This window comes from Pseudoalteromonas distincta (assembly GCF_000814675.1).
GTDB lineage: Bacteria > Pseudomonadota > Gammaproteobacteria > Enterobacterales > Alteromonadaceae > Pseudoalteromonas > Pseudoalteromonas distincta.
The window spans coordinates 17981-40650 of the sequence record NZ_JWIG01000009.1 but is presented as its reverse complement, the minus strand read 5'-3'; the positions used below and the strand labels follow the sequence as shown (position 1 = coordinate 40650).

Here is a 22670-nt window from a genome sequence, read left to right as displayed (position 1 = left end):
TAAAGCGCAAATAGTATAACTAAAAATGCAAAAAAAGTGCTATTTTTATAATTTTATGTGCAGATGATAACGCAATTTTTAGCTTTTGACACCGGTATCATAAAAATTTTATAAATTAATTTACCTGTAATTTTAAAGGCAACGGCATAGCTTAATCAATCAAAATGAAATATTAATGAATTTTTATAAGCGCTGCTAATTACTTTTCATAGTTATTCACTAATTACTGTAATTGTTTGCCTTGCAAACAAATAAACCTTAAAAATAAAAAATCGGCTCTAAAGCCGATTTTGTATAAATTACAATCTTTGCTTAATTACTAAGCGCTAGCCCACCACTTAGGTTATAAACAGTTTTGTACCCTAGCTGCATTAAATTGCTCGCAGCAATCTTTGAGCGGTTACCACTGCGGCATAATAAAATATATTTGTTATTTTTACTTAACTGCCCTTCAAATACCGCATTTGCCATTCTGCTAAGCGGTATATTTAATGTTTTTTCATCTAGTGTATTAAATAACTGAGCAACATTATTTGCTCCATGTTCATACGGCTCCCGAGTATCTATTAAATACACATCGCTGGTGTTTAACATTGCTTTAGCATCATCAAAATTTAATTGCTGTGTATCAATCTCAGGCAATGCATTTACATAACCACACAATTGCGTGTTATTTACTTGCTTTGAAGCGTCGTACTGCTGCTTTTGTATTGTAAATTCATCAACTGAAATACTGCCGCTTACTAACGCATTAAGTAATGGCGTTTGGTTTTGTTGTACAGCCCAGTTCATGGCAAAACATTGTTGGTAGTCGTGCCCTGAGCAAATAATGCTGGTGCTATTAAGTTGCTCGCTGATTGCTAAAATAGAGCGTGCCATTGCTTTTGCATCCCCACCTATAAGCGATGTATTGCCAAGCCCTGCAGGCAAAATTAAATCACCACAAAAACAATAACGCGTTTCGCCATTACTATTTTTTAATAAATAACTTACGCTATCTTTGCTGTGCCCAGGTGTCGCTACTTTTTCAAGTACGTCATTTGCTAAGCTAATACTTTCTGCATTTAGTGGCCAACCTAAAGCATCAACCTCACCTTTTACAACTCTTGATGCAAGAACACTGGTTAATAAATGAGTCGCTGACTCTCGCTCTTGATGCAGATGTGTATTAAGCACCGCTGATATAGTTAAGTTTTGTGTATTAGCTATTTTTTCAAAGCGCGGAATAAGCTCAACAATCGGGTCTATTATAACTGCGTATTTATCATCGCTTACATAAAGCCAACTACATGCTCCTTGGTGCCTAAACTGAGTAAGGCCAAGTGCGCACACTTCTTGTTGTGGTGTAGTGCTATCAGATACAATTAAACAGTTAGCCTGTAGTATTGCTTTAAGAGCGCGAATACGCACACAAGCATCATCAATATCGTGTTGTGTTGCTGCAGGTCCAAACGATAGCCTAATCGCGTTTTCGCTTTGCCACTTACTTGCACCCATTGCATCTAAAACAAAACTTGTTGATGCGCCCGTACTACAAGCCGAGCCACCACTTACGCGAATGCCCGCAGCATCAAATAAATCAATGACTTCTTTGCTCGTTAAGTCGTTTACCGCAAAGTTAAGTGTGGTAGGCACGCTATAAGCAAAATCATGATTGAATGTAATATCGCCAAAGGTGTCTTTTATCGCGCTTTGTAGCTGGCTTCGATAAGAGTTAAGTATGCTAATTGGTTTAAATGTATCGTCTGATTTATCAAGCAACATACTAAATAGTTTATTTAACCCTGCAATACCGGGTAGATTTTCGGTGCCTGAGCGCATTCCACTTTCTTGACCGCCACCCGCTATAAAAGGTGTGTACGCACTGCCACTACGAATATATAAAAAGCCAATACCTTTAGGTGCGTAAAGCTTATGCCCCGAAAAAGGAGCGTAATCAATAGTTGTATTACTCAGTGCGAGCGCTTGTTTACCGAGTGCCTGCACGCAATCCACCATCCACGATACATTTTTGTTACGGCTACGAATTACCTGCTCTATAGCGGGTAAATCTTGATATACACCGGTTTCGTTATTAACGGCCATGGTGCAAATCATCAAAGCGTTATTAATATGCTCTGCGATAAAATCTAAATCTAAAATACCGTTACTATCAACCGGAATAGCAAGCACCTGAGCATTAACATCAAGTACGCTATTCCAGTGCTTGAGTGTATTTGGCACCGCTTTATGCTCAGTAGCGCCATATAATAATACAGGGTTTTTAATAGACTGCTTTTTAGCATTAATTAATGTAGAAACCACCGCAGTTTGAATACCCTCCGTTGCACCAGAGGTAAATAGGATATCGCCATTAGTTGCGCCAATAACCGTGCGTGCCTTTTGACGTGTTTGTTCTAATAAATGCTTGGCTTGAATACCTGTGATGTGCGGGCTTGAAGGATTACCAAAACATATTTGCATGGTATGAGAAACAACATCAGCAATACAAGGCAACACAGGGGTCGTTGCATTTGCATCAAGGTAAACTTGTTTTACTGGCTCATCGTGCAATAAAAACTCAGACATTAAAAAACGCACCTTATTACTAAAAAATATATCTTATTACCAATAGTACATAAGTTTACAGGTAATGAGTAATAATCAATTAGCACTAGAGGTGCGTTTACTATGCTTTTTTAAACTAAAAGTCTTTTTGCTTAACTATTCACTGAGCTCTTTGCTGATCTCTTCGTGCGTTGACGACCAAGCTGTTATTAGCGCTTTTACTAATGAGGCCAACGGGATGGCAAAAAATACACCCCAAAATCCCCATAAGCCACCAAAAAATAATACCGCGACAATTATAAATACCGGATTTAAATCAACTGCCTCAGAAAACAACAGCGGTACAAGTACATTGCCATCAAGCGCCTGAATAATTCCATAAATAATTAAAATGGTCCAAAACTGCGTTTCTAATCCAAACTGAAACAGTGCAACTGCCGCTACCGGAATAGTGACGAGTGCCGCGCCAATAAATGGAATTAATACCGAAAAGCCAACAAGCACACCAAGTAAAGCTGCATAGCGCAAATCTAAAACAGTAAATGCAATGAAAGACACACCACCAACAATTAAAATTTCGAATACTTTACCGCGAATGTAATTCATAATTTGTTGGTTCATTTCGTTCCACACTTGTAAAATCAAGCGTCGTTGCTGCGGGATCAGTTTAGCTATACTCCCTGTCAGCTCCAGCTTATCTTTAAGCATAAAAAACACCAGTAATGGCACAAGTACCAAATATATAAGCCAAGCAACAACATCTTTTAAAGACGTAAGTGAAAACGATAATACCGCTTGGCCAAACTCAATAATTTTAGCTTCTACGGTTGCAACAATAGCTTGTACTTGTTCTATATTAATTAAACTTGGGTATTGTTCAGGTAAAGCCATTAAATAAGACTTCCCCTGCTCTAGCATATGCGGTGTTTCTTGCACTAAGTTACTGGTTTGCTTCCAAAGCACTGGGCCAATAACTAAAATAAGAGTGAGCATAATGCTAATAAATATCAACATTACAATAATTGTTGCAGTAAAACGTTTTAAGCCAACACGCTCTAAATGAACAACCGGCCAATCAAGTAAATAAGCGATAACCAGTGCAACAAGCACAGGAACAATTAACGCGCCAAAAAAGTAAAGTAAGGCAACTGATACCAATAATAAAAATAATAAGGTAGACGAATGAGGATCCGAGAACTTCCTTTCGTACCATGTTTTTACGTATTCAAACATGTAATGGCTCCACTAATAACAACCCACGTTGTTTATCAAAATTGTAACTATAAGCATTTTTTTGCAAAAAACGTTCAATGTCGTTCGCACTTTCACCTCTATTAAGACTAAAAGTGATGCATTGTTTTGATGACTGTGCACTTCGAAGCGCAAGCTTAAACTGCACAAATTGCTGAGGACACTTAAACTCTTTTAAATCGCGCTCTACCATAACTACTTTATCCGTATAGTAAATGAATAATAAGTCGCATATTTACGGTCTACGTATTTATATACTCAAACCGTTGTAACTTTTTGTTAAAACAATTCCTGCAATAGTTTATCCTTATAACATAACTAGCAGTAAGGATAAGTTAATGCCTGGCACGCATAATAAAGCGCAACTACCAAGTAATCCAACACTCAAAGAGATTAATTGGTTTAAAAAGCAGATTAATTGGGGCGAACTACCTCCTTTTTATCACCTTGTTGCCTCATCAATAAGCGAATCAGAAGGAATTTTAGATCATGGGTTCGACAATGCAGTTAAACAACTTTTAGATAAACGCAATTGGAACTTAGATTTATTAGAAGGCTATGAAGATAACTTAGGTGAGATACATACCAAACATAAGCCACGTATTGCGCTGCACCAAGTATTTACCGACAGAGGCTTTGAGCTATGGGCACAGCCTTATGCTAAAGATGTTATTGTTGATCAATACATAAAAAATAATCGCTTTATGGAGTTTAGAGTGTGGGACCCACATTCAATGAAAAACTTGATCAGAATAAGTCAGTTACATAAGTTTATTGGCTTTTATTTTGAACGAGGCGACAAAGCAGATAAAGCCATTATTTTACATGCACACAAAGTAGTACATAAAATTATTACTTTTTTGCAGCGAGAATTGAACGTTGTAAAGCTTGATGGAGTCACAATAAAAGAACTCTACCAATTGTGCGAAAAAGACAGCCGTGCAAGCAGTGACGAAATAGACATAGCCAAAATTGCAATTGGCGAACAAATTAACAAGGAATAAAATGCAGCTAAAATCAGCATTTATCACTTTATGCAGTGCTGCGCTTACGTTTAGCTTATTAATAAGCGAACCTTTAAAAGCGCAAACCAACTTTACGCTTCCTGATTTAGGAACATCTGCATTACAAGCACTGCCACTCGAAAAAGAACAAGCCATTGGCGAAGTAATGATGATGCAAATACGAGGCTCATCACCAGTAATAAATGACCCAGTGCTTGATGAATACCTCACAACTATTGGCCGTAAACTCGTTGCTAATGCTAATGACGTGCGCTTTCCGTTTTCGTTTTTTTGGATAAACAACTCAGAAATAAATGCCTTCGCCTTTTATGGCGGCCATGTAGGCGTGCATACAGGGTTAATAGCTCAAGCCGATAACGAGAGTCAGTTTGCCTCAGTGCTTGGTCACGAAATTGCTCACGTAACACAGCGCCACTTAGCACGAAGAATACAACAACAACAAGATAACAGCGCGCTGACTATTGCCGGTATGATAGCCGGAATATTAGCAACCGTTGTTGCACCAGATGCGGGTATTGCGATTATATCTGCCAGCCAAACACAATCTGCTTTTAGTCAGTTAACGCATAGTCGCTCAGCCGAGCAAGAAGCTGACCGCATAGGCATGCAAACGCTTAACAATGCAGGCTTTGATGCTCGTGCATCGAGCGAATTTTTAACTAAACTTGCCGCGCAAATTCGTTATAAATATAAACCACCTGCGTTTTTACTTACTCACCCATTACCAGAGAGTCGAGTATCTGATGTACGTTTGCGTGCAGAGCAATTTCCTGTGCGTCATATGAGTGCCAGTCTTGAGTTTAATTTAGCTAAAAGCCGCGTGCTTGCGCGCTACGACAACAAACCAGAAAACGCCGAAGACCTATTTAGAAAACGACTACGCGAAAATAGCTACGATAACACCGCTTTAAAGTACGGTTTAGCTATTAGCTTACTTGATCAAAAAAAGCTTGATGAAGCAGCCCCAATACTAGATGAGCTTTTAAAAAACGATCCTAAAAACCTATTTTATATAGATACCCATACCGATTTACTCATCGCGCAAAAAAAGGCAGATGAAGCCGTAAAATTTTTAGCTGATTTAAATCAGTATCGCCCTAATAATCAGGTAATTACGCTTAACTATGCCAACGCAGCACTTGAAGCTGAGCAATATGAACTAGCCGAAAATATTTTGAAGAGTTTTTTACTCGAAAAGCCAGATCATAACCTAGGCAAGCAACTTCTTGCTGATGCGTATAAAAAACAAGATAAATTAGCCTCATATCACGAAGCGAACGCCGATGTATTGGCTCAATACGGTGCTTATTTAAAAGCCGCAGACGAAGTACAAAAAGCACTTAACTTCGTAGAGCCAACCGAACTTGTAAAGCAACAACGTTTAAAAGCACTACTTACCCAGTATCGACTTTTACAAAAAGAGCTTGCAAGACTTTAAGTCTGCAAGCGCTTACCCTAAAATAGACGCAATTCACACTTTGGAATCATTTTATGTCTGTTACTATTTACCACAACCCACGTTGTTCTAAATCACGCGAAACGCTAGCGCTACTGCAAAGTAAAGCGATAGAGCCAAGTGTTGTAGAGTATTTAAAAAACCCTCTTACTCACGAGCAAATTTCAACGCTTGTAATCCAACTTGGTTTTTCATCCGTACGTGAAATGATGCGCACAAAAGAAGATGACTACAAAGCGCTTAATTTGAATGATGAAACAAATGAGGACGCACTTATTAACGCTATGGTTAAATACCCAAAATTGATTGAACGCCCTATCGTAGTTAATAACAATAAAGCAGCGATTGGTCGTCCACCAGAAAACGTACTAAGCGTTTTATAATGAGTGCAACCATAGTGGTGCTTTATCACTCAAGCCATGGCTCAGTTGAAGCAATGGCTCACGAGATAGCAGAGTCGATAGAGCAACAAGGTGCTAGTGCACTACTTCGCACCTTTGTGGCTAAAAATGCGCACGATATTGTGATCACTAAAGATGATTTAATAAATTGCGATGGTTTAGCATTTGGTACACCAACCCGATTTGGCATGATGGCCTCTCAAGCAAAAAGCTTTTGGGAAACCACCAGCGACTTGTGGCTAAAAGGCCAATTAATCGATAAGCCAGCTTGTGTATTTTCGTCATCCAGTAGTATGCATGGAGGAAATGAAGCAACCTTACTTAACTTATCTTTGCCACTACTACACCACGGCATGATGCTACTGGGCGTGCCATACGATGTACCCGAACTACTTGCAACACAAACCGGTGGAACACCATACGGTGCAACACACGTCGCTGGCAGCGCTAATAGTGCACAGCTAAGCAAAGACGAAATTAAAATATGCCAAAGCGTTGGTAAACGCCTTACTCACATTGCGAGAAAACTTAAATGACTACAGCTGACAGTCCAGCTAAAAAGCCGATTACGGTAAAATTTCAACGTGCCGCACTATTTGGCTATGTTGGTTTACTTGTTCTGATTCCTTTGTGGATGTATTTTGTACCCCCTCTAGACGGTAATACTAGTTGGGTGTCATTGTTTTTTCCTATCATTCCTTTACTGCTGCCGCTAAGAGGCATAATTAAAGACAACACATACACCTATGCGTGGGCTAACTTTATTGTAATGCTTTATTTTATCCACGGGCTTACTATGCTGTGGGCCGCTCCTGATGAATTAATTTGGGTGTTGTTAGAGCTGGTATTTGCATCATCTATGTTTATTGGTTGTACTTACTACGCAAGACATCGCGGACAAGAACAAGGTTTAAAAATCCGTAAGCTTAAAGAAGAATTAGCTGAAGAAAAAGCAGCAAATGAGCACGGTAAATAAGGCTTAACAATAACGCTATATACAAAAAAACGCGCTTAAATTACTTTAAGCGCGTTTTTTATTAACTGTTTAAAACTAGCTAAACTAAATCGCTCAAGGCAGCTAGCACCACAATACTCGCCAACCCTATTTGAGCAATTAAGCTAATAAACGAAAAGCCTCTAAGCACAAATAAACCCCAAGGGTGTTTAATATGTGGATATAGAGCACAGCGTTTTAAAGTGGTCGCAAAGAAAAAACAAATCACCGCAGTCATAGTTAAACCCAGCGTCAGCTCACTTTTAATTGAGAGGGTTTCATCAAAAAAGAAAAACAACTGTAAAGGCAGCAATATAGTCACAATAGCATGTAGCACATGCACTTTTTTAATGCGATCGAACTGCCCTTCTGGCGAAAGTTCTTTAATACCAAAGTCACGCTCTAAACATTTAACTAAGTTATTAGCTTTAATACTCACCGCTAAACGGTAACAGCTTAAACCTTCTTTATTACGTGCTCTAAAATCGTATCCGGCTTTAATAAGCAGCACCATTAACGACTCATTTTTAGCAAACACAGCATAATGAAGCGCAGTATTACCTAAGTTATCTGTCGCTTTTTTGTCTTGCTTTGCAAGTAGCGTTTCAACCACATTTACAAAGCCTTTTTCGGCGGCCCACATAAAGGCTGTTTTATTGTTTTCATCAGCAAGTACACCAGTAGCGCCTTGTTCAATAAAACGCATAGCCATTGTTTGCTTAGCTGTTTTTTTACGTAAATGAGTAAGCAAAGCTTTTTCTAAGAGAACAACAGAGTCAACATCAGGAGAAACCTGCGTCAGCAGCGTAAAATAGTCTTTACCCGCAGCTACTTTTTCGCTGGCAAGTTCAGAGAGAGTATCTAAATCAGCAATAGACTCTGGTATAAACGCACTTAGGCGCTCTCTAAAATCAACTTCTTTCCAAAGCGCTAATGTGTCCTTTGCCGAGAGTTTACTTTTATTATTTAACGCATGCTCAATTAAGGTGAAGTAGCGTTTACTAAAAAATAAATCGACTAAAGACAGTGGCGTATCTATGGTATTTTGTGCAGCCACGCTTGCGTATTTTTCAAGGCGCTGGCACAGCATAAGTACTAAGCTTTCAGGGGTGTATTCATTATCGTAGTAATGGCTTTTAACCGCACTAATATACGCTTGTGCGTCTTCGTCATATTCAGAGATATGTTGAAAGTAACATTCTTCAAATGGCTCCAGCGGGGTTAGCCATGCCAAATAATAAATAGGTGGCAGCACGGTGGTGCATACACCATCGTCTTCATTTGTAGAACGACAAGCAGGCCAAGCTTCCAAAGCATCTAAAATAAAGGCACCGTTTTGTTCTACCAGTCCTTTAATAAGTAATGGGTATTCCTTTGGCCAAATCAGTACATTTTCCATTAAAACAACACAACTCCAGTGTGGCTTGGGGGTGGTAAGTTATATCAGTTTTAAGCTGACACCACGCTTAATCAAAGTGCCGATATTCTAGCACACCTTTGTTTTGCTGCTAGCGCAAAATTACGCAATAACAACAATCCTTTAGGATTATACCAATTCGCTTAATTAAGTGATTTATTTTGAGGTAGAAAACCGTGTGATAGCAAGGCAAAAATTTTGTTATTTAGTTGTTCAAAATGATTAAGTATTACTGTGGATTGGTATTGTCCTTAGCAAAAATATAAAAACGGCCAAGTACATAAGTAATTAGCCGTTTTTGAGGTTGGAGTTGGGCTTAATCAGAGCCAGACAAATAGTCTATTTACTTTTTAACTCGCTAATAACTTGCTCTAAACCCACATCAGAAATGCGTTGAATAATCTCTTTTTGTTTAGCACTTAATAGTGAAATGCCTTCGGCAACAATATCGTATACTTTCCACTCATTGTTTTTACCTAAACGAAGCTTAAAGCTTAAGTCGATAGTAGGCGCATTTGGCTCAATAATTTGCGTATTAACTGTTGCGTACTCAGAGTCACTTTTTGCGTTATTACGCTCAAATACTACTTTTTGACCCGTGTACTTCATTAGTGCACCGGCGTATGTGCCTGTTAAGTAATGCTCTACTGCATCTATAAATTGAACAGCTTGCTCGCGCTCAATACCTTTAATGTGTTTACCTAATAATTTAAACGACACAAACTTAACGTCAATATGTGGCATTAAACGTTTTTCAACAATGGCAGCCATCGCGTCTTTGCTGGCTGTACCTTTTGAGTTTACTTGGCCAATATCTGCAAAAAGCTTGTCGGCTACCGATTCAAGTAACTGATCTGGTGATTGCTGAGCTTGTGCAAATAACGAACTGCTAAAAAAAGCAGTGGCTAAAACGAATAGTTTAAAGAGTTTCATAATTGTATATGTCTGTGTGATTAAGATGGCTGTAATTTACGCGAACTATACGCAATAAAAAAGGCACAAATAAGCAACTTATTAATGCCCAATTAGCACCAATCAAATAAATAAAATAAATTCAAGCAGTTAGAAAACTCCATTAACAGCTCATATACAACCGGCATTTTGTCCTCATTGTAATTGTTAACAGGCCGCCCTTATCATTTAGTTATCAACTTAAATCAAACAAACATTTGGCACCTATGAAAACGTCACTTAAAACACTTATTATCTCATTTGTATTAGTAGTTTCACTTTTTGGCAAGCTTGCTTTTGCTCAATCGGACCACGGTTATGCCGTTGACTTTCTCAAAGGCGAAGGTAACGTAAACGGCGTTAAGCTTGCGTATCAGTACCATGCACCTAGTATGCAAAACATTATTGGTGATGCACGCTTTTACTTTGAAACCAGCGTAAACATGTGGGAATACCGCCACGGCGATGAAACACAATCAAACCTAGTACTTGCTATGTCACCTGTACTGCAATTTCCTGCTTTTAGTTTTAACAACACCCCATTTTATGTAGAAGCAGGCATTGGTGTATCACTGATTGATGAAACGCAGTTTGCCGGTAAAAACATAAGTACTCACTACCAGTTTGAAGACCGCATAGGCCTTGTAGCCGATTTTGGCCACACCAATGTTGCCCTTCGCGTTATTCACTATTCAAACGCAGGCTTTAAAGAGCCAAACCCTGGGCTTAACTTTTTAACGCTTTCGGTAGCGAGACGTTTTTAAGGTTATTGGTTGTATTTTTGAGTAAATTAATTGCTGTTATAGCGCAAAGCGGTCACACTTAAACGTACTAAATATTAAGTGATACTGCGATGCAAACTTGGCATATTGTAATTATTGTCGCTGTTGTTTTTGCCATTATCATTGGTAATATTGCGCTGATTAGACTCTCTGCAAAACAGGAGTTTATAAAGCCCAACGCCAATATAAAAAATACAACAGACACAAAAAAGCCCTGATCAATCAGGGCTTTTTCAATAATACCAATTCGCTAAATCATATTTTTGCTAATTTAGCCTACTAGCCAATGCGCCATTAGCGCAATAACAGGTAAAGTAATTAGCGTTCGCAAAATAAATATAATAAATAGCTCTAAAATATTTACCGGTATTTTACTGCCAAGTAAAAGTGCACCTACCTCAGACATATAAATAAGCTGAGTTACACTCATTGCGGCAATAATAAAGCGCGTTACATCACTTTCAATAGTCCCTGCAGCTAATATTGACGGAATAAACATATCAGCAAAGCCTACCATAATAGTTTGCGACGCTGCGGCTGCTTCGGGTACTTGCAATAGCTCTAAAAATGGCACAAACGGCATACCTAAATACTGAAATATAGGCGTATGCTCAGCAATGATCAGTGCAAATGTGCCTACCGCCATTACTACAGGTAACACACCAAACACCATATCAAGCGCATTATGTACGCCCTCTTTTATAGTGCCTTTAACACCCGTTGAGTTATCTGCTTTAGCTAGTGCAACATCTAACGAATGGCCAAATAAAGTTTTATGACCCGGAATTGTTTCAGCGTCTCTATCTGGCTCAGTGCCATCAATGAGTAAGTCTTTTTTAAAGCGCAGTGGCGGTAATCGCGGCACAATAATAGCGGCAACAATACCGGCTAAACATACCGTTGCGTAAAACGGTGCAAATAGGTATTCAAGTTTAACTTGCCCAAGCACCACTAAACTAAATGTAATTGAAACCGCTGAAAACGTAGTACCAATAATAGCCGCTTCACGTTGTGTATAATGCTTTTGATCGTACTGCCTTGCAGTCATCAAAATACCCACACTGCCATCACCTAACCACGACGCAGTACAGTCAACCGCGCTTCTACCTGGTACACCAAATACAGGGCGCATTACTTTGGTCATTAACGTACCAGCAAGCTCTAATAGACCAAAGTTAATTAATAGCGGCAGTAATAAGCCCGCTAAAATAAATACCGAAAACAACACAGGCAATAAGTCATTTAATACCAGCGCGCCAGTATTGGCCGAGGTAATCATCTCGCTGCCTAGGCTTAAGTACGTCATTAAACCAAACGCCATACCAAATAAGCGTACCACCAGCCATGTCCAGCTCACATCAAATAAATGCTTTAACAAAGGTGAGTTACATATAGCGGTGGGTTTAAACACTTTAGTAATTACAGAAATAACCCCTGTAATACAAATAATGAGGGTAATAATTGTTTGAGCAGAGCCAAGCATCATTGCTTGAACCGCTTTTGCCATAACGGCAATAGGAATGGTCATCCCTTGCGAAGTACTAATGGGTGTCATAAATAAAAACACGCCAATTAACGAAGGAACCAAAAAAGTAAACCAAGTGCGCCACGTATAGTGTGAACGTTCAGGTAGCTGAGACATATTGTTTAACCTATAAAAACCACAAAAAGAGCATAGCGCTCTTTTTGTGGTAAAACTTATTATTATTTAAATTTTAATGCCGCGCTGAATGAGTGCTGCTTCTAATGCTTGTTGTAAACCATTCATAGTACCTGGCTCAAGCGTTTCGCCTTTATCATCCATCCACGTTAAGCTAGTACCGCCTTCTTTAGTTTTACTTACTAAAATTTGGTATTGGCCTTCATCAATAGGTAGTTGAGCTACGTCATCACCCCAAATTGAATCCCAAACGCTTGTTTCTGGTTTAGTATAATCTGCAGTAATTAAGCCCGTATCTGGGTTAATTTCGACAATAGAGAACGACAAGCGCTCTAAAAACCCAGAGAAACGGTCAAACACAGCGTCGTAAGATTGCTCAGTTACAAGTGCTGCATTACCTTTATTATCAAAGCCCATTTCAAGAGAAATAATACCTTGGCGTTTACGCATATCAACTTCAAGTTGACGGTAACGGTAATCAAACTCGCTCACTACTTGGTTAAGCGCACGTACTTCTAGCTGCTGCTTGAGTAAGTCTGTTAGCGTTTTATCACCTTTAAAATCAATCAGCTCTACACGTAAAGACGCAGTGCGTTGATGTGATTTTTCTTCAATAGTGAATCTAAACTTTTCTAAATCATCGTTAACTTCATCGCCCCACCACCAAAAACCTTCTTCGGTTTTAATGATTGAGTACCAATCAGTTTCAATAATACCAAGTAGCTTATCTTCTTTAGTTGTGCCCGCGTTATTATCAGCTAGGACAGATTTAATCGTATCCCAAAGAAACTCATCTAAATCAGCGATGCCATCGTTTTTATCAAAATAAATACGCGCTTGTTTATCTGTCTCTTCTACCCAACTGCCTTTAGCAATTGTTAATACTTGTGCCGGTGGGCGGTAATTTGTAGCTTCAGGATTATTGTCGTATTGACCTACATCCATTTTATAAACTGGGTCTTGAGCTGGTTGAGATAACGACGCTGGTGCTTTTACAGGCTCATGCGTACGATAATTACGCTCGTCATGTGCCTTATTAATAAATACACTACACCCTGATAAACTTACCAATACACTTACTGCAAGTGCTTTTGGGATCCAATACTGCACAGATATTTCTCCTTAGCATACCCTTTAATTGTTTTAACAAATATATGAGTGGGTAATACCGATTTGGTTCAGTGTAAAATCAATATTAACTTTACATTTATTATTTGGCTGCCTAAATGCAATAAAGTTCAGCACTTCAACTTAGTAAGCAACTAAGCGCAAATAAGCAAATTTTAGCTATGGTACTTTCCCGTGCCAGTAAAAACAAGAAACACCGCACTTTAAAAGCGCTTAATTAGCGTGTGCTGTAGTTTAGAGTCCTTTTTGTGTTAAACTTCGCCGCCGTGCAACTTCTCGTGTGTATTTTTGGTGTTGCCAACTCGGTTGATATAATCCAAGTAACAAGGTATTTGAACTCATGACTGCATTTTCAAATCATCAAATTGTTTTAACAGCGATTGGCGAAGACAGACCCGGTATAGTAAGTGAACTAACCCAACTGGTTAGCGATTGCCACTGCAACATTATTGACAGCCGTATTGCTATTTTAGGCTGCGAATTTACCTTCATTATGCTACTTAGCGGCGACATGTCGGCAATAAGCCGCATAGAACACGTACTGCCAACTAAAGCCATGGAACTTGGCCTGCTAACCATGATGAAGCGTACAGCAAGTCATACTCCTAGCGAGTTTTGTGCAGGTTACACACTAGAATACACAGGCATAGACACCCCTGGCACATTGAGCAAAGTAACGCGCTTTTTTGCCGACAATAATATTAGTATTTGCTCACTTAAGTCAGACACTTATTCCCAAGAAGACAACATTAAAATGCGTTGTGAACTTGAATTCAACATACCTGTTGATGTAGATATAGATCAATTTAAAATTAGTTTTGAGAGCCTTTCTCACACGCTAAACGTAGATTATATTTTTAAACGAATTCGTTAAGGATGCTAAACATGAACACAATTAGTCCATTACAAGCTGGCGATACTGCACCCGCTTTTAGCCTACAAAACCAAAACGACGAAACAGTAACATTAAGCGAGCTGTTAAAAGAGCAACAAGTGCTTGTGTACTTTTACCCTAAAGCGTCAACGCCTGGCTGTACTGTACAAGCCGAAAACCTACGCGATGAGCAAGCACAGCTTGCTAAATTTAACACACGCGTTGTAGGTATTAGCCCAGATCCAATTAAGCGCCTTAAAAACTTTGAAACTAAAAAAGAGCTTAACTTTGATTTATTAGCCGATGAAGACCACGCCACTGCTGAAGCATTTGGTGTATGGGGCTACAAAAAATTTATGGGTAAAGAGTACGATGGTATTCACCGCTTAACGTTTTTAGTAGGCCAAGACGGTAAAATTAAACACCTATTTGATAAGTTTAAAACCAAAGATCACCATCAAGTAGTTTTGGATTATTTAGCTGCAGAATAAGCTAGCGGCAGAGTAAGTTAGCTACCAGCTATTAGACAAATACAGAAAAGCGTTGCTCAAGGGCAACGCTTTTTTATGTCTATACATTTGCGCTATATAAAAACTTAAATAGTAATTGAGTAAATAATTTGTTAAAACTGCCAAAGCACTTATTATTAGCACCTTGCCAATTGGATATTTAAACCTTGAATAAAAGCCTAAAATTTAAACTTTATTTAACTGCCTTAATCATCTGTATTATCGGTTTTAACTTTTCAGAACCAAGTATGCAATTTTACTCAAACCCGTTTTATATCGGTAGTTTTGTTTTTGCTATTGCGCTTATAATCTCTGTAATTAATTACGCCTGCCCTGCCTGTAAGAAAAACCAAGTAATGCGCTCTATTTCTAGTTATAAGCTCCCAACTAACGACTGTTATAATTGCGGGAAAGAGATTGATGAGAAGTGAATAAATCAAGTGGCTAGTAAGATCTATCGATACTTACAATATAACCTAGTCTATATTAAGTGCTTACTCTTCATTATTAGCCGCAGAAAAGCCAAGTATTTACTAAAGTAGCTCATGATTTTAGAGCAATTTTTGGTACTTGAATAGCTAGTACTTTATCGAGTACTTCGTTGTTTTGGCCAATAAACATTTAAAAAAGTAAGATTCTACACGTTATTCGATTCAATTTTTTCTAAAAGAAGCTTATTTTTATCCTCTACTCTAAGCAATAAAGAAATCACTAATTCTTTAATATTCAATACTAAATCACTATCAGGCTTTTGTGCTTTTGCCGAAATTGGTATCACCATTGATGGGAACTTTCCGAAAGCATTCACTTTTATCAATTTATGATATTCAAATTCAGTTTGCCCTCTATGAGCTACGAACTTCATTCTTAAATCATATAACAGTTCATCCGTCTTTCCATACTTACTTTGTTCAATATCATTTTTAGATAACTGGACTTTTTTTCTGATAGTATTTTTCGTTTGAGCAAAACACTTATAATAGGTAATTGATATAGAGGTAAATAAGCTATCTACAATTACAGCGTTATCAGAGGCGTCTAAATTAATTTTTAGAAGATGATCAACCCAGCCTAAAACCCTCTTGAGATCAGAAGTAAGTAAAGCCCTTTCATTGTACTCTTTTGATAGAGCATCATTTAAAGTTAATGACTTTATTTTTTTTCGTTTATATTTTACCGAATGAATCAATTCTTTTTTGTTTTGATCAACAAATGCCTTTATCTCAAAATACTTTGTCTTCTTCGTTAACATCGTCGATCCTTGTAATATTTTTTAGCTGATTTTACTACTTGCTTTTATATCAAATTTTAAGCTTAAAATAATAGTTTAATGTCGCATCGGGTACTTTATCAAAAATAAAACCCAAGCACGTTACGGTGTCGGTTGACGCTTTCAAATATATAATGCGGGGTTATTGGGCCGTGTGTATTGGAGGTTCGTTGGAGCTCGTTGGGTTTCGCTGCGCTCTACCCAAACTTTTATCTCTTCTTGATGAGTGTTTGTCTTAAATTTTTACGCAGACAAAAATGGCGTTGCCTGAGCGCTCTGCCCATGGGGTTATTTTATCGTAGTCATGTTCAAATATGTGAATTTCGAAGTACGGCTTTAGGGCTTCTTTAAGCTCGGTATAACTAAAAGCGACCATTGGGTGCTCGTCGTACCATACGAGTGTTTTGTCTGCGGTGGTTTTTTCTATGCTGAGTTTTAATAACTGTTTACTGCCGCTGCCACTATAGTGCCAGCCAGAACGAAATGTGAAGAAGCTATTTTCGCTTGTTGCTGTGTGCTCTACAAATGAATCGCTGTCGATTTTGTTTTTATCAACCGTGTTAAAACAAAATATTCCACCTACGTTTAATGCGCTGTGTACGCTGGCAAGGCATTCTTTTAACTTATTAATGCCGTCGCAGTAATGGATTGAATACAAAAAGCAGGTAATTAAATCCACGTGCTCAGTTACCTTAAATTCACTCATATTTTGCAATGAAAATTGCGCTTCTGGGCAACGAATTTGTGCTTTATCTAGCATTGGCTGGTTTAAATCAAGCCCACTACTTTTATAACCGAAATCAATAAAGTGGCGTACATGCGGGGCGGTGCCACATGCTAAATCGAGATGGGTATTTGCGCCATTACCAAAAATTTGGTGCAGCCTGTGAATAGAATTGCTTTGGGCTTGATAATTAATATCTGCACACATTAAGTCGTAGTAATCAGAAAGGTCGGTGTAAAGCGCATTTGCGGACATATAAGCCTAGTGGTAAGTAGTAGAATATTTTTAAGTCGCGCATAGTAAACTAGTTATGGCTATTAGCGAAGAAGATATGAGCTTTAGGGTTGTCGGGTGGTGCTTCGCTTATCCGACCTATGTATTTAAATATTATAAAACGTTATTAGAAAATTGTGCGGAAGTGGAGATTTGTTGGGTTTAGCTTCGCTCTACCCAACATACGTAATATAACTTTAAGCTGGCTTTAACTAATTCCTAAATACTTATGTACTTGTATTGATAGGCGCCAGTTTTTGGCAATACAGGTGTCGATTGCTAATTTGGTTGCTGATACTTTTTGGCTAATTGGCTGCAAATAAACAAGCTTAGGATTAACGCCTGTTTTAGCAAATAATTCTTCTAGCTCTTCTACGTGCTTTTGCATGGCAACGGGGTGTTTAATTTCGTTGGCACGCTTCATCGCGCTGGTAAGTACTTCATAACCGCCGCGCATATTGATTTTTGGCGATACCGTTACCCATGTTTGCTCTGGGGCGAGTATTTCAAACGTGCCGCTGGTTTCTATTTGTGTGCTAAAACCGTGTTCATGTAATAAGTTACATACTGGATTTAAATCAAACATGCATGGCTCGCCGCCAGTAATTACAACATGCTTTGCGGTGTAACCACGTGATTGAAACAGCGCTAAAATTTGCTCTGCACTGGCGTTAGCCCAATGATCTGAGTCGGCTTTTTTTTCTACGGTTTCATCCAGCGATACTTTATATACATTATCAACATCCCACGTTTGCTTGGTGTCGCACCAAGAGCAGCCTACAGGGCAACCTTGTAGACGTAAAAATATTGAGGGTGTGCCAGTAAAGCTAGCTTCACCTTGAATGGTTTCAAACACTTCATTAATTTTGTACAAAAGAGATCTCACTTACTACCTAGCAGCCAAATTGCTACTATTAAAAAACCAAAAAGCGCTGTGCAAAAATTGTTATTTAAGCTGCGGCCGTGTAGTATATCGCGCCCTGATATAAACCTCTATTAAAACTAAGAGCAAAACAGATATGACGCAAAAAGTAGTTGTTATTTATTCCGGCGGTATGGACTCATTTACCGTATTAAATAAAGCCCTGCAACAAGGCCATGATGTATATGCCCTTTCATTTGACTATGGTCAGCGTCATGTAAAAGAGCTTAAAGTAGCGGCAAGTGTGTGTGAAAAATTAAACGTTCCGCATAAAATTGTTGATATTTCGGCGATTAACCAACTTATTGGTGGCTCATCACTTACTGATGATATTGACGTACCTGAAGGCCACTACGAAGAAGAAAGCATGAAAAGTACGATTGTACCTAATCGTAATATGATTTTGCTCTCGCTTGCTGTTGGCTACGCGGTATCACTTAAAGCTAGCCAAGTTTATTACGGCGCTCACTCTGGGGATCATGCTATTTACCCTGATTGCCGTCCTGAATTTGTGCAAAAAATGGATGATGTGTGTCGTATTGCGAACTACGACGCGGTAGAAATTTTTAGCCCGTATTTAAATAATACTAAAATTGGTATTTTAACCGACGGTATTGAAATGGGTTTAGATTACAGCCAAACGTGGACCTGTTATAACGGCCGTGAAAAGGCCTGTGGTAAATGTGGCGCGTGCCAAGAACGCCTTGAAGCATTTGCACTAAATAACATTACAGACCCGTTAGAATACGAATAAGCCGCAATTAATTAGTAATACAATTGCTGCAAACAAAAAAGGCTATCATCGATAGCCTTTTTTGTTTGTCACGTTTTAAGTCAATGATATTGATTACAGCCAGCGTTTTACGCGCGCTTTATAGGCGGTAAACTCTTCACCAAATAATTTAGTGAGCGCACGCTCCTCGGGTATTATTTGAAAAAATGTTAAATACGCAATAAACCCGATAATACATAAAAGCGCCCACAAGGAACTTAACCAAACACCCCACCCTGCTAAAATAAATGCAAAACCTACGTACATTGGGTTACGCGAAATTTTATAAATGCCGCTCGTAATAAGTTTTGACGCTTGCTCAGGTTTATTTGGGTTTACTGTGGTGTTTGCTATTTTAAAGCTCGCTACCCCTGCAATACAAAAAACACACCCAATAATGACCAAACTTGCTGCTAGGTAGGTAATAAATGCGGTGAAATCAATAACACTGTAATGCGCAATAAGCGCCATTATGCCTGCAAAAAACAGCACAACGATTACCGGTGGAATTTTATTATTTAACATGGCAACTCACTGTATTGGCTAAAGTATGTTTATTTAAGTAGCTATTAAACAATATCTAAAGTGTATAAATGATGAACACGCTCAAAGCTGAATTAAATAAAGTATACAAATTAAGTTACAATTGTCAGCTTTATCAAAAGCGCTTAAAGGTTATACTTTAACCATAAACGAATAATAAAATGATAAGGAATGAGGTTATGTCTGGAACTACGATGATTGTACTTATTGTGCTAATTTCGGTTGGCTCAGGAGTGGTTTACGATATGTATAAAAAGCATCTTGAGTTTAAGCATAAAATGCAAAACAACAACAGCGATGCCCATAAACAATTAGCTGAAACAAACGCACAAGTGCTTGCATTAAAAGAGCGTGTACAAACACTTGAGGCTATTGTTACTGATTCAAGCTTTAACGTTAAAGATGAAATTAATAAACTTTAAGTTGTTATAAGTAATTTGGATATAAATGCGCATTTTCTGGCTGCTCAATGCCGTGAGCAGCTAAAAACCCACCAATAGCTTGCCCGCAGCCCTGTGGTGCTCGCCCACTGTCTATCTCAAAATTTAACTGATTAGCATGTTGCTTACCCATAGAGCAAAGCCCTACGGTACTTGGCGAGCGCATAGCGATACTTAGGTTACCTATTTGTTCAACCACAACGTGCTTACTAAAGCGGGCAAAACCTTTGTATTTAAACTGCTCGTTTACGTAATCATTACTTGTGGCCACCAATGCCGCAATTAAGCCGTGTAAAAAGTTATTAGCGGATGAGTCTGCTGTTAAAAACGCAATTGTTTTTTTATTAAACTCGCTAAGCTGGCAATCCTCACACAACAGTTCAACAGTATATAAATGTTGCTCGGCTACTTGCTGCTGACTTTTAAGCTCAATACTTTTTCCTGCAAATACAATACGTTTAAGCACTTCATCAAAGTTACTTGTAACCGCTTCGCTTTTAACAAGTTCAGGGTTTTGCGCCATTACAGGTAAGTCATGATGGTTATTAAATGGCGTACTTGTTGCGCCGCTTTGCATTAACTGAAAAAGCTCTCTTACTTCATGTTCTCGCGCTACTTTTAACGCTAAAAATGCGGTTTGAATAAGCTCTGAGGTAGGTAAGTTTTCCTCTACAATCCAGCGTCTGCCAAATAATAGTTTTTTAGCTTTGGCTTCATTAGTAGATGCGCTTTTTTGGTAGTTATCAGGGCTCAGCACTGCTACTTGCAGGTAAATTTCTTCACCTTTTTGTGCAGCAAGCACCCTAAAGTGAGCCGAAAACTCAATACTCTCAAGTACTTCGTTTACGCTTTGAAGCGTGTGCTTGTAACGTAAAAAATGCTGTGGCACCACCCAATTACTATTAGCCAGTTGCACAAGGGGTGCATGAGAAATAGGTTGCTCGTAACTGTGTTGCCATTTTTGCTCATTGCTAAGCAAATGATTAATGTGACTCTTGTTATCTGACATAAATAAACCAAATAAACTCGCGTTGTGCGATATAAACTATGAACACATTACGTCGTCAATGTCGTAATTAGATCACATGTACGCCCTACTTTTGGGCTTTTTTAACTATCGGTGAGTTCTTGATAGTCTGTTATAACTTTTTGATAGTATGGCTTATCTTTATTGAGCATTTTATTATAATGATTTATGAGTTGCCGTTGGTACATATCGTGCTCTGTACTAGCAAAGTCCCACATTTTGTTGCCGGTATGGCTAATCTCAATATTGGTACTAAAGCTCACTTCAATCACTTCATAAAAACGTTTGTTGTCGTAAACTATTTGCTCACTTACAAGCCCTAAACCAAGTTGTTTTAAACCCACTCGCAACTTATAAGTGTGATGCACTGGGCATAAAATAAACCGAACATTATTTAAATGCTCCACTGCGTTATTAGCAATAATTTGTTGTACTAAACTTAACAATAGCTCACCGCCAACACCTGCTATTACAACTACTTGGCTTTTACTTTGAGTAATTTCTATTTTGCCTACATCCTGACATAAGACCTGCCACTGCGGATTTTTATCACAGGTTTTTTGTAATTTATTAATAGATGATAATTGCGCTTCTAAATCGTTCATTAAAGTGGCGACTATATCTACAAAAATAACGTGGTTTGCAGCTGCGCGTTTTAATAGCGCCATGCCTAAATAACCATGGTCGCAGCAACAATCCCAAATAATATCGTGATGCTGCGAAATTAATTTATCAATGGCAGTTAGGCGTTTACTGAGCTTCATTTAAGCAGGTATTTGTGACGTTTTATAGACAAGCGCTTTTAAACTTTTGTCGCTGTCTACTTCAATAAAACGCTCGGTGGGGGCTAGGCGCTCAACAAATTCAATTGCGCCTTGGGTGTTCTCGTTTATTAATGCTTTAAATGCATCTTCGCCAAGCTCTGGGCTATTCGCACACAATAGTAATTGTGTGGTATCGCAAAGTAGCTCTGGCAACCTGCGCAGCACTTTTTGATAGTCTTTAGTTAATATAAAGCTGCCTTTTTGAAAGCTTGGCGGATCAACTATTATTAAATCAAACGGGGCTGCTTTTTTTAGTTTTCCAAACGATTTTAAAATATCGTGAGGTAAAAAACTGACGCCGCGCTCAAAACCATTTAGTTGATGGTTTTGCTTGCCGACTTTAAGCACGCCTTTGCTCATATCCATGTTCATCACATGATCTGCCCCGCCTTGCATGGCGGCAAGCGAAAACCCACATGTATACGAAAACAAATTAAGCACTTTGCCATGCTTGCTGTTAGCCATTACAAATTCACGGCCGCTGCGCATATCGGGAAATATTCCGGTATTTTGGCGGCTTTGTAAATCAACCAAAAAGCGAATGCCATTTTCGGTTACAACATGTGGGTTAGGTAATTGCCCATAAACCACGGTGTTTTGGCTTTGTACGCCAGCACGCTGCTGGTACACAAGTGACGTAATAAGCTCAGGCTGGTTTTTTTGTGCCCACTGCCACACAACATTGGTGAGCTCGCTTAGTGTTTGCTCATCAATTTCATCGTACGAAACCAAAAATAAACTGGGCGGGTAAAAGTCTAAATTAATATGGCTTAATGCTTCGACGCTGTGGCCTCGGCCATGAAAAACACGACACAGTTCATTTTTTAAAATTGGCGCGTCTTCAAGCGCAGTAATAAGAGGTGTAAAGTTTGCTGTCATT

Annotated in this window: 25 protein-coding genes; 11 read left to right on the top strand and 14 right to left on the bottom strand. The window is 38.6% G+C overall.

The window, feature by feature from the left end; all coding sequences use genetic code 11:
• Positions 1–312: 312 nt before the first annotated feature.
• The 3 genes from QT16_RS06570 to QT16_RS20985 all read right to left on the bottom strand — a co-directional run bounded on the left by QT16_RS06570 (position 313) and on the right by QT16_RS20985 (position 3991).
• On the bottom strand, positions 313–2568 hold the full coding sequence (locus QT16_RS06570; RefSeq protein WP_039487335.1) for an aminotransferase class V-fold PLP-dependent enzyme: 2256 nt from the start codon (positions 2566–2568) through the stop codon (positions 313–315).
• A 135-nt stretch (positions 2569–2703) separates the two neighbouring features.
• Positions 2704–3780 (bottom strand): AI-2E family transporter, encoded by a 1077-nt coding sequence (locus QT16_RS06565; protein ID WP_024606584.1) that lies wholly within the window; start codon positions 3778–3780, stop codon positions 2704–2706.
• Positions 3773–3991: a hypothetical protein gene (locus tag QT16_RS20985; RefSeq protein ID WP_039487329.1), complete on the bottom strand. Its 219-nt coding sequence runs from the start codon at positions 3989–3991 to the stop codon at positions 3773–3775. The genes QT16_RS06565 and QT16_RS20985 overlap by 8 nt, the downstream gene beginning before the upstream one ends.
• A 145-nt stretch (positions 3992–4136) precedes the next feature.
• On the opposite strand from QT16_RS20985, the gene QT16_RS06555 reads away from it, so the two are divergent.
• From QT16_RS06555 to QT16_RS06535, 5 genes are read left to right on the top strand one after another with little or no spacing between them, the layout of a single operon-like run.
• The gene (locus QT16_RS06555) at positions 4137–4802 is read left to right on the top strand and encodes a hypothetical protein (RefSeq protein WP_024597628.1); all 666 of its coding nucleotides are present in this window, start codon (positions 4137–4139) and stop codon (positions 4800–4802) included.
• A 1-nt stretch (position 4803) separates the two neighbouring features.
• Positions 4804–6261: a beta-barrel assembly-enhancing protease gene (bepA, locus tag QT16_RS06550; RefSeq protein ID WP_039487326.1), complete on the top strand. Its 1458-nt coding sequence runs from the start codon at positions 4804–4806 to the stop codon at positions 6259–6261.
• Between the two features lie 53 nt (positions 6262–6314).
• A complete protein-coding gene (arsC, locus tag QT16_RS06545) occupies positions 6315–6662 on the top strand; it encodes an arsenate reductase (glutaredoxin) (RefSeq protein WP_039487324.1) in 348 nt (115 codons plus the stop codon).
• Positions 6662–7216: an NAD(P)H:quinone oxidoreductase gene (wrbA, locus tag QT16_RS06540; RefSeq protein ID WP_010555076.1), complete on the top strand. Its 555-nt coding sequence runs from the start codon at positions 6662–6664 to the stop codon at positions 7214–7216. Before arsC ends, wrbA begins: the two co-directional genes overlap by 1 nt.
• Positions 7213–7656 carry a DUF2069 domain-containing protein gene (locus QT16_RS06535; RefSeq protein ID WP_039487321.1) on the top strand — a complete coding sequence of 148 codons (444 nt, stop codon included), beginning with the start codon at positions 7213–7215 and terminating at the stop codon, positions 7654–7656. The genes wrbA and QT16_RS06535 overlap by 4 nt, the downstream gene beginning before the upstream one ends.
• A 79-nt stretch (positions 7657–7735) precedes the next feature.
• Here QT16_RS06535 and QT16_RS06530 read toward each other — a convergent pair whose 3' ends face one another.
• Both QT16_RS06530 and QT16_RS06525 read right to left on the bottom strand, forming a co-directional pair.
• Positions 7736–9073: an ankyrin repeat domain-containing protein gene (locus QT16_RS06530; RefSeq protein WP_039487320.1), complete on the bottom strand. Its 1338-nt coding sequence runs from the start codon at positions 9071–9073 to the stop codon at positions 7736–7738.
• A 357-nt stretch (positions 9074–9430) separates the two neighbouring features.
• Positions 9431–10024, bottom strand: coding sequence for an MlaC/ttg2D family ABC transporter substrate-binding protein (locus QT16_RS06525; RefSeq protein WP_024595677.1), 594 nt, complete (start codon positions 10022–10024; stop codon positions 9431–9433).
• Between the two features lie 245 nt (positions 10025–10269).
• On the opposite strand from QT16_RS06525, the gene QT16_RS06520 reads away from it, so the two are divergent.
• Both QT16_RS06520 and QT16_RS20570 read left to right on the top strand, forming a co-directional pair.
• Complete coding sequence (locus QT16_RS06520; protein ID WP_039487317.1) at positions 10270–10806, top strand: acyloxyacyl hydrolase; 537 nt, start codon at positions 10270–10272, stop codon at positions 10804–10806.
• An 89-nt stretch (positions 10807–10895) separates the two neighbouring features.
• On the top strand, positions 10896–11042 hold the full coding sequence (locus QT16_RS20570; protein WP_076914920.1) for a DUF2897 family protein: 147 nt from the start codon (positions 10896–10898) through the stop codon (positions 11040–11042).
• Positions 11043–11095: 53 nt separating this feature from the next.
• Here the strand turns inward: QT16_RS20570 and QT16_RS06515 are convergent, their stop codons facing one another.
• Together QT16_RS06515 and bamC are read right to left on the bottom strand one after the other, a co-directional pair.
• Positions 11096–12466 (bottom strand): YjiH family protein, encoded by a 1371-nt coding sequence (locus QT16_RS06515; protein ID WP_039487315.1) that lies wholly within the window; start codon positions 12464–12466, stop codon positions 11096–11098.
• A 66-nt stretch (positions 12467–12532) separates the two neighbouring features.
• A complete protein-coding gene (gene bamC / locus QT16_RS06510) occupies positions 12533–13594 on the bottom strand; it encodes an NlpB/DapX family lipoprotein (RefSeq protein ID WP_039487313.1) in 1062 nt (353 codons plus the stop codon).
• A gap of 358 nt (positions 13595–13952) precedes the next feature.
• On the opposite strand from bamC, the gene QT16_RS06505 reads away from it, so the two are divergent.
• Together QT16_RS06505 and bcp are read left to right on the top strand one after the other, a co-directional pair.
• Positions 13953–14486: a glycine cleavage system transcriptional repressor gene (locus QT16_RS06505; protein ID WP_007583906.1), complete on the top strand. Its 534-nt coding sequence runs from the start codon at positions 13953–13955 to the stop codon at positions 14484–14486.
• An 11-nt stretch (positions 14487–14497) separates the two neighbouring features.
• A complete protein-coding gene (gene bcp / locus QT16_RS06500) occupies positions 14498–14977 on the top strand; it encodes a thioredoxin-dependent thiol peroxidase (protein ID WP_039487309.1) in 480 nt (159 codons plus the stop codon).
• A 655-nt stretch (positions 14978–15632) separates the two neighbouring features.
• Here bcp and QT16_RS06490 read toward each other — a convergent pair.
• The 3 genes from QT16_RS06490 to queE form a co-directional block, all read right to left on the bottom strand.
• A complete protein-coding gene (locus QT16_RS06490) occupies positions 15633–16247 on the bottom strand; it encodes a hypothetical protein (protein WP_039487306.1) in 615 nt (204 codons plus the stop codon).
• A gap of 253 nt (positions 16248–16500) precedes the next feature.
• The gene (locus QT16_RS06485; protein ID WP_039487303.1) at positions 16501–17244 is read right to left on the bottom strand and encodes a class I SAM-dependent DNA methyltransferase; all 744 of its coding nucleotides are present in this window, start codon (positions 17242–17244) and stop codon (positions 16501–16503) included.
• 226 nt (positions 17245–17470) lie between these two features.
• Positions 17471–18136, bottom strand: a complete 666-nt coding sequence (gene queE / locus QT16_RS06480) for a 7-carboxy-7-deazaguanine synthase QueE (RefSeq protein ID WP_024591014.1) — start codon at positions 18134–18136, stop codon at positions 17471–17473.
• 145 nt (positions 18137–18281) lie between these two features.
• On the opposite strand from queE, the gene queC reads away from it, so the two are divergent.
• Positions 18282–18938: a 7-cyano-7-deazaguanine synthase QueC gene (gene queC / locus QT16_RS06475; RefSeq protein WP_002960416.1), complete on the top strand. Its 657-nt coding sequence runs from the start codon at positions 18282–18284 to the stop codon at positions 18936–18938.
• A gap of 93 nt (positions 18939–19031) precedes the next feature.
• Here queC and QT16_RS06470 read toward each other — a convergent pair whose 3' ends face one another.
• Entirely contained in the window at positions 19032–19481 is a 450-nt protein-coding gene (locus QT16_RS06470; protein ID WP_007378935.1) for a methyltransferase family protein, read from the bottom strand.
• A gap of 197 nt (positions 19482–19678) precedes the next feature.
• Here QT16_RS06470 and QT16_RS06465 point away from each other — a divergent pair, with 197 nt between their 5' ends.
• Complete coding sequence (locus QT16_RS06465; protein WP_010553668.1) at positions 19679–19921, top strand: hypothetical protein; 243 nt, start codon at positions 19679–19681, stop codon at positions 19919–19921.
• Positions 19922–19925: 4 nt separating this feature from the next.
• Here the strand turns inward: QT16_RS06465 and QT16_RS06460 are convergent, their stop codons facing one another.
• From QT16_RS06460 to QT16_RS06450, 3 genes are all read right to left on the bottom strand, one after another.
• Positions 19926–20948: a hypothetical protein gene (locus QT16_RS06460; protein ID WP_039487296.1), complete on the bottom strand. Its 1023-nt coding sequence runs from the start codon at positions 20946–20948 to the stop codon at positions 19926–19928.
• 101 nt (positions 20949–21049) lie between these two features.
• Entirely contained in the window at positions 21050–21730 is a 681-nt protein-coding gene (locus tag QT16_RS06455) for a tRNA (adenine(22)-N(1))-methyltransferase (protein ID WP_039487293.1), read from the bottom strand.
• Complete coding sequence (locus tag QT16_RS06450; protein ID WP_039487291.1) at positions 21731–22669, bottom strand: class I SAM-dependent methyltransferase; 939 nt, start codon at positions 22667–22669, stop codon at positions 21731–21733.
• Position 22670 lies beyond the last annotated feature (1 nt).

Bases quoted from the DNA above. Each gene is read 5' to 3' on its own strand.
- QT16_RS06570 (WP_039487335.1), bottom strand. From the start codon at position 2,568: ATGTCTGAGTTTTTATTGCACGATGAGCCAGTAAAACAAGTTTACCTT.
- QT16_RS06565 (WP_024606584.1), bottom strand. From the start codon at position 3,780: ATGTTTGAATACGTAAAAACATGGTACGAAAGGAAGTTCTCGGATCCT.
- QT16_RS20985 (WP_039487329.1), bottom strand. From the start codon at position 3,991: ATGGTAGAGCGCGATTTAAAAGAGTTTAAGTGTCCTCAGCAATTTGTG.
- QT16_RS06555 (WP_024597628.1), top strand. From the start codon at position 4,137: ATGCCTGGCACGCATAATAAAGCGCAACTACCAAGTAATCCAACACTC.
- bepA (WP_039487326.1), top strand. From the start codon at position 4,804: ATGCAGCTAAAATCAGCATTTATCACTTTATGCAGTGCTGCGCTTACG.
- arsC (WP_039487324.1), top strand. From the start codon at position 6,315: ATGTCTGTTACTATTTACCACAACCCACGTTGTTCTAAATCACGCGAA.
- wrbA (WP_010555076.1), top strand. From the start codon at position 6,662: ATGAGTGCAACCATAGTGGTGCTTTATCACTCAAGCCATGGCTCAGTT.
- QT16_RS06535 (WP_039487321.1), top strand. From the start codon at position 7,213: ATGACTACAGCTGACAGTCCAGCTAAAAAGCCGATTACGGTAAAATTT.
- QT16_RS06530 (WP_039487320.1), bottom strand. From the start codon at position 9,073: ATGGAAAATGTACTGATTTGGCCAAAGGAATACCCATTACTTATTAAA.
- QT16_RS06525 (WP_024595677.1), bottom strand. From the start codon at position 10,024: ATGAAACTCTTTAAACTATTCGTTTTAGCCACTGCTTTTTTTAGCAGT.
- QT16_RS06520 (WP_039487317.1), top strand. From the start codon at position 10,270: ATGAAAACGTCACTTAAAACACTTATTATCTCATTTGTATTAGTAGTT.
- QT16_RS20570 (WP_076914920.1), top strand. From the start codon at position 10,896: ATGCAAACTTGGCATATTGTAATTATTGTCGCTGTTGTTTTTGCCATT.
- QT16_RS06515 (WP_039487315.1), bottom strand. From the start codon at position 12,466: ATGTCTCAGCTACCTGAACGTTCACACTATACGTGGCGCACTTGGTTT.
- QT16_RS06505 (WP_007583906.1), top strand. From the start codon at position 13,953: ATGACTGCATTTTCAAATCATCAAATTGTTTTAACAGCGATTGGCGAA.
- bcp (WP_039487309.1), top strand. From the start codon at position 14,498: ATGAACACAATTAGTCCATTACAAGCTGGCGATACTGCACCCGCTTTT.
- QT16_RS06490 (WP_039487306.1), bottom strand. From the start codon at position 16,247: ATGTTAACGAAGAAGACAAAGTATTTTGAGATAAAGGCATTTGTTGAT.
- QT16_RS06485 (WP_039487303.1), bottom strand. From the start codon at position 17,244: ATGTCCGCAAATGCGCTTTACACCGACCTTTCTGATTACTACGACTTA.
- queC (WP_002960416.1), top strand. From the start codon at position 18,282: ATGACGCAAAAAGTAGTTGTTATTTATTCCGGCGGTATGGACTCATTT.
- QT16_RS06470 (WP_007378935.1), bottom strand. From the start codon at position 19,481: ATGTTAAATAATAAAATTCCACCGGTAATCGTTGTGCTGTTTTTTGCA.
- QT16_RS06465 (WP_010553668.1), top strand. From the start codon at position 19,679: ATGTCTGGAACTACGATGATTGTACTTATTGTGCTAATTTCGGTTGGC.
- QT16_RS06460 (WP_039487296.1), bottom strand. From the start codon at position 20,948: ATGTCAGATAACAAGAGTCACATTAATCATTTGCTTAGCAATGAGCAA.
- QT16_RS06455 (WP_039487293.1), bottom strand. From the start codon at position 21,730: ATGAAGCTCAGTAAACGCCTAACTGCCATTGATAAATTAATTTCGCAG.
- QT16_RS06450 (WP_039487291.1), bottom strand. From the start codon at position 22,669: ATGACAGCAAACTTTACACCTCTTATTACTGCGCTTGAAGACGCGCCA.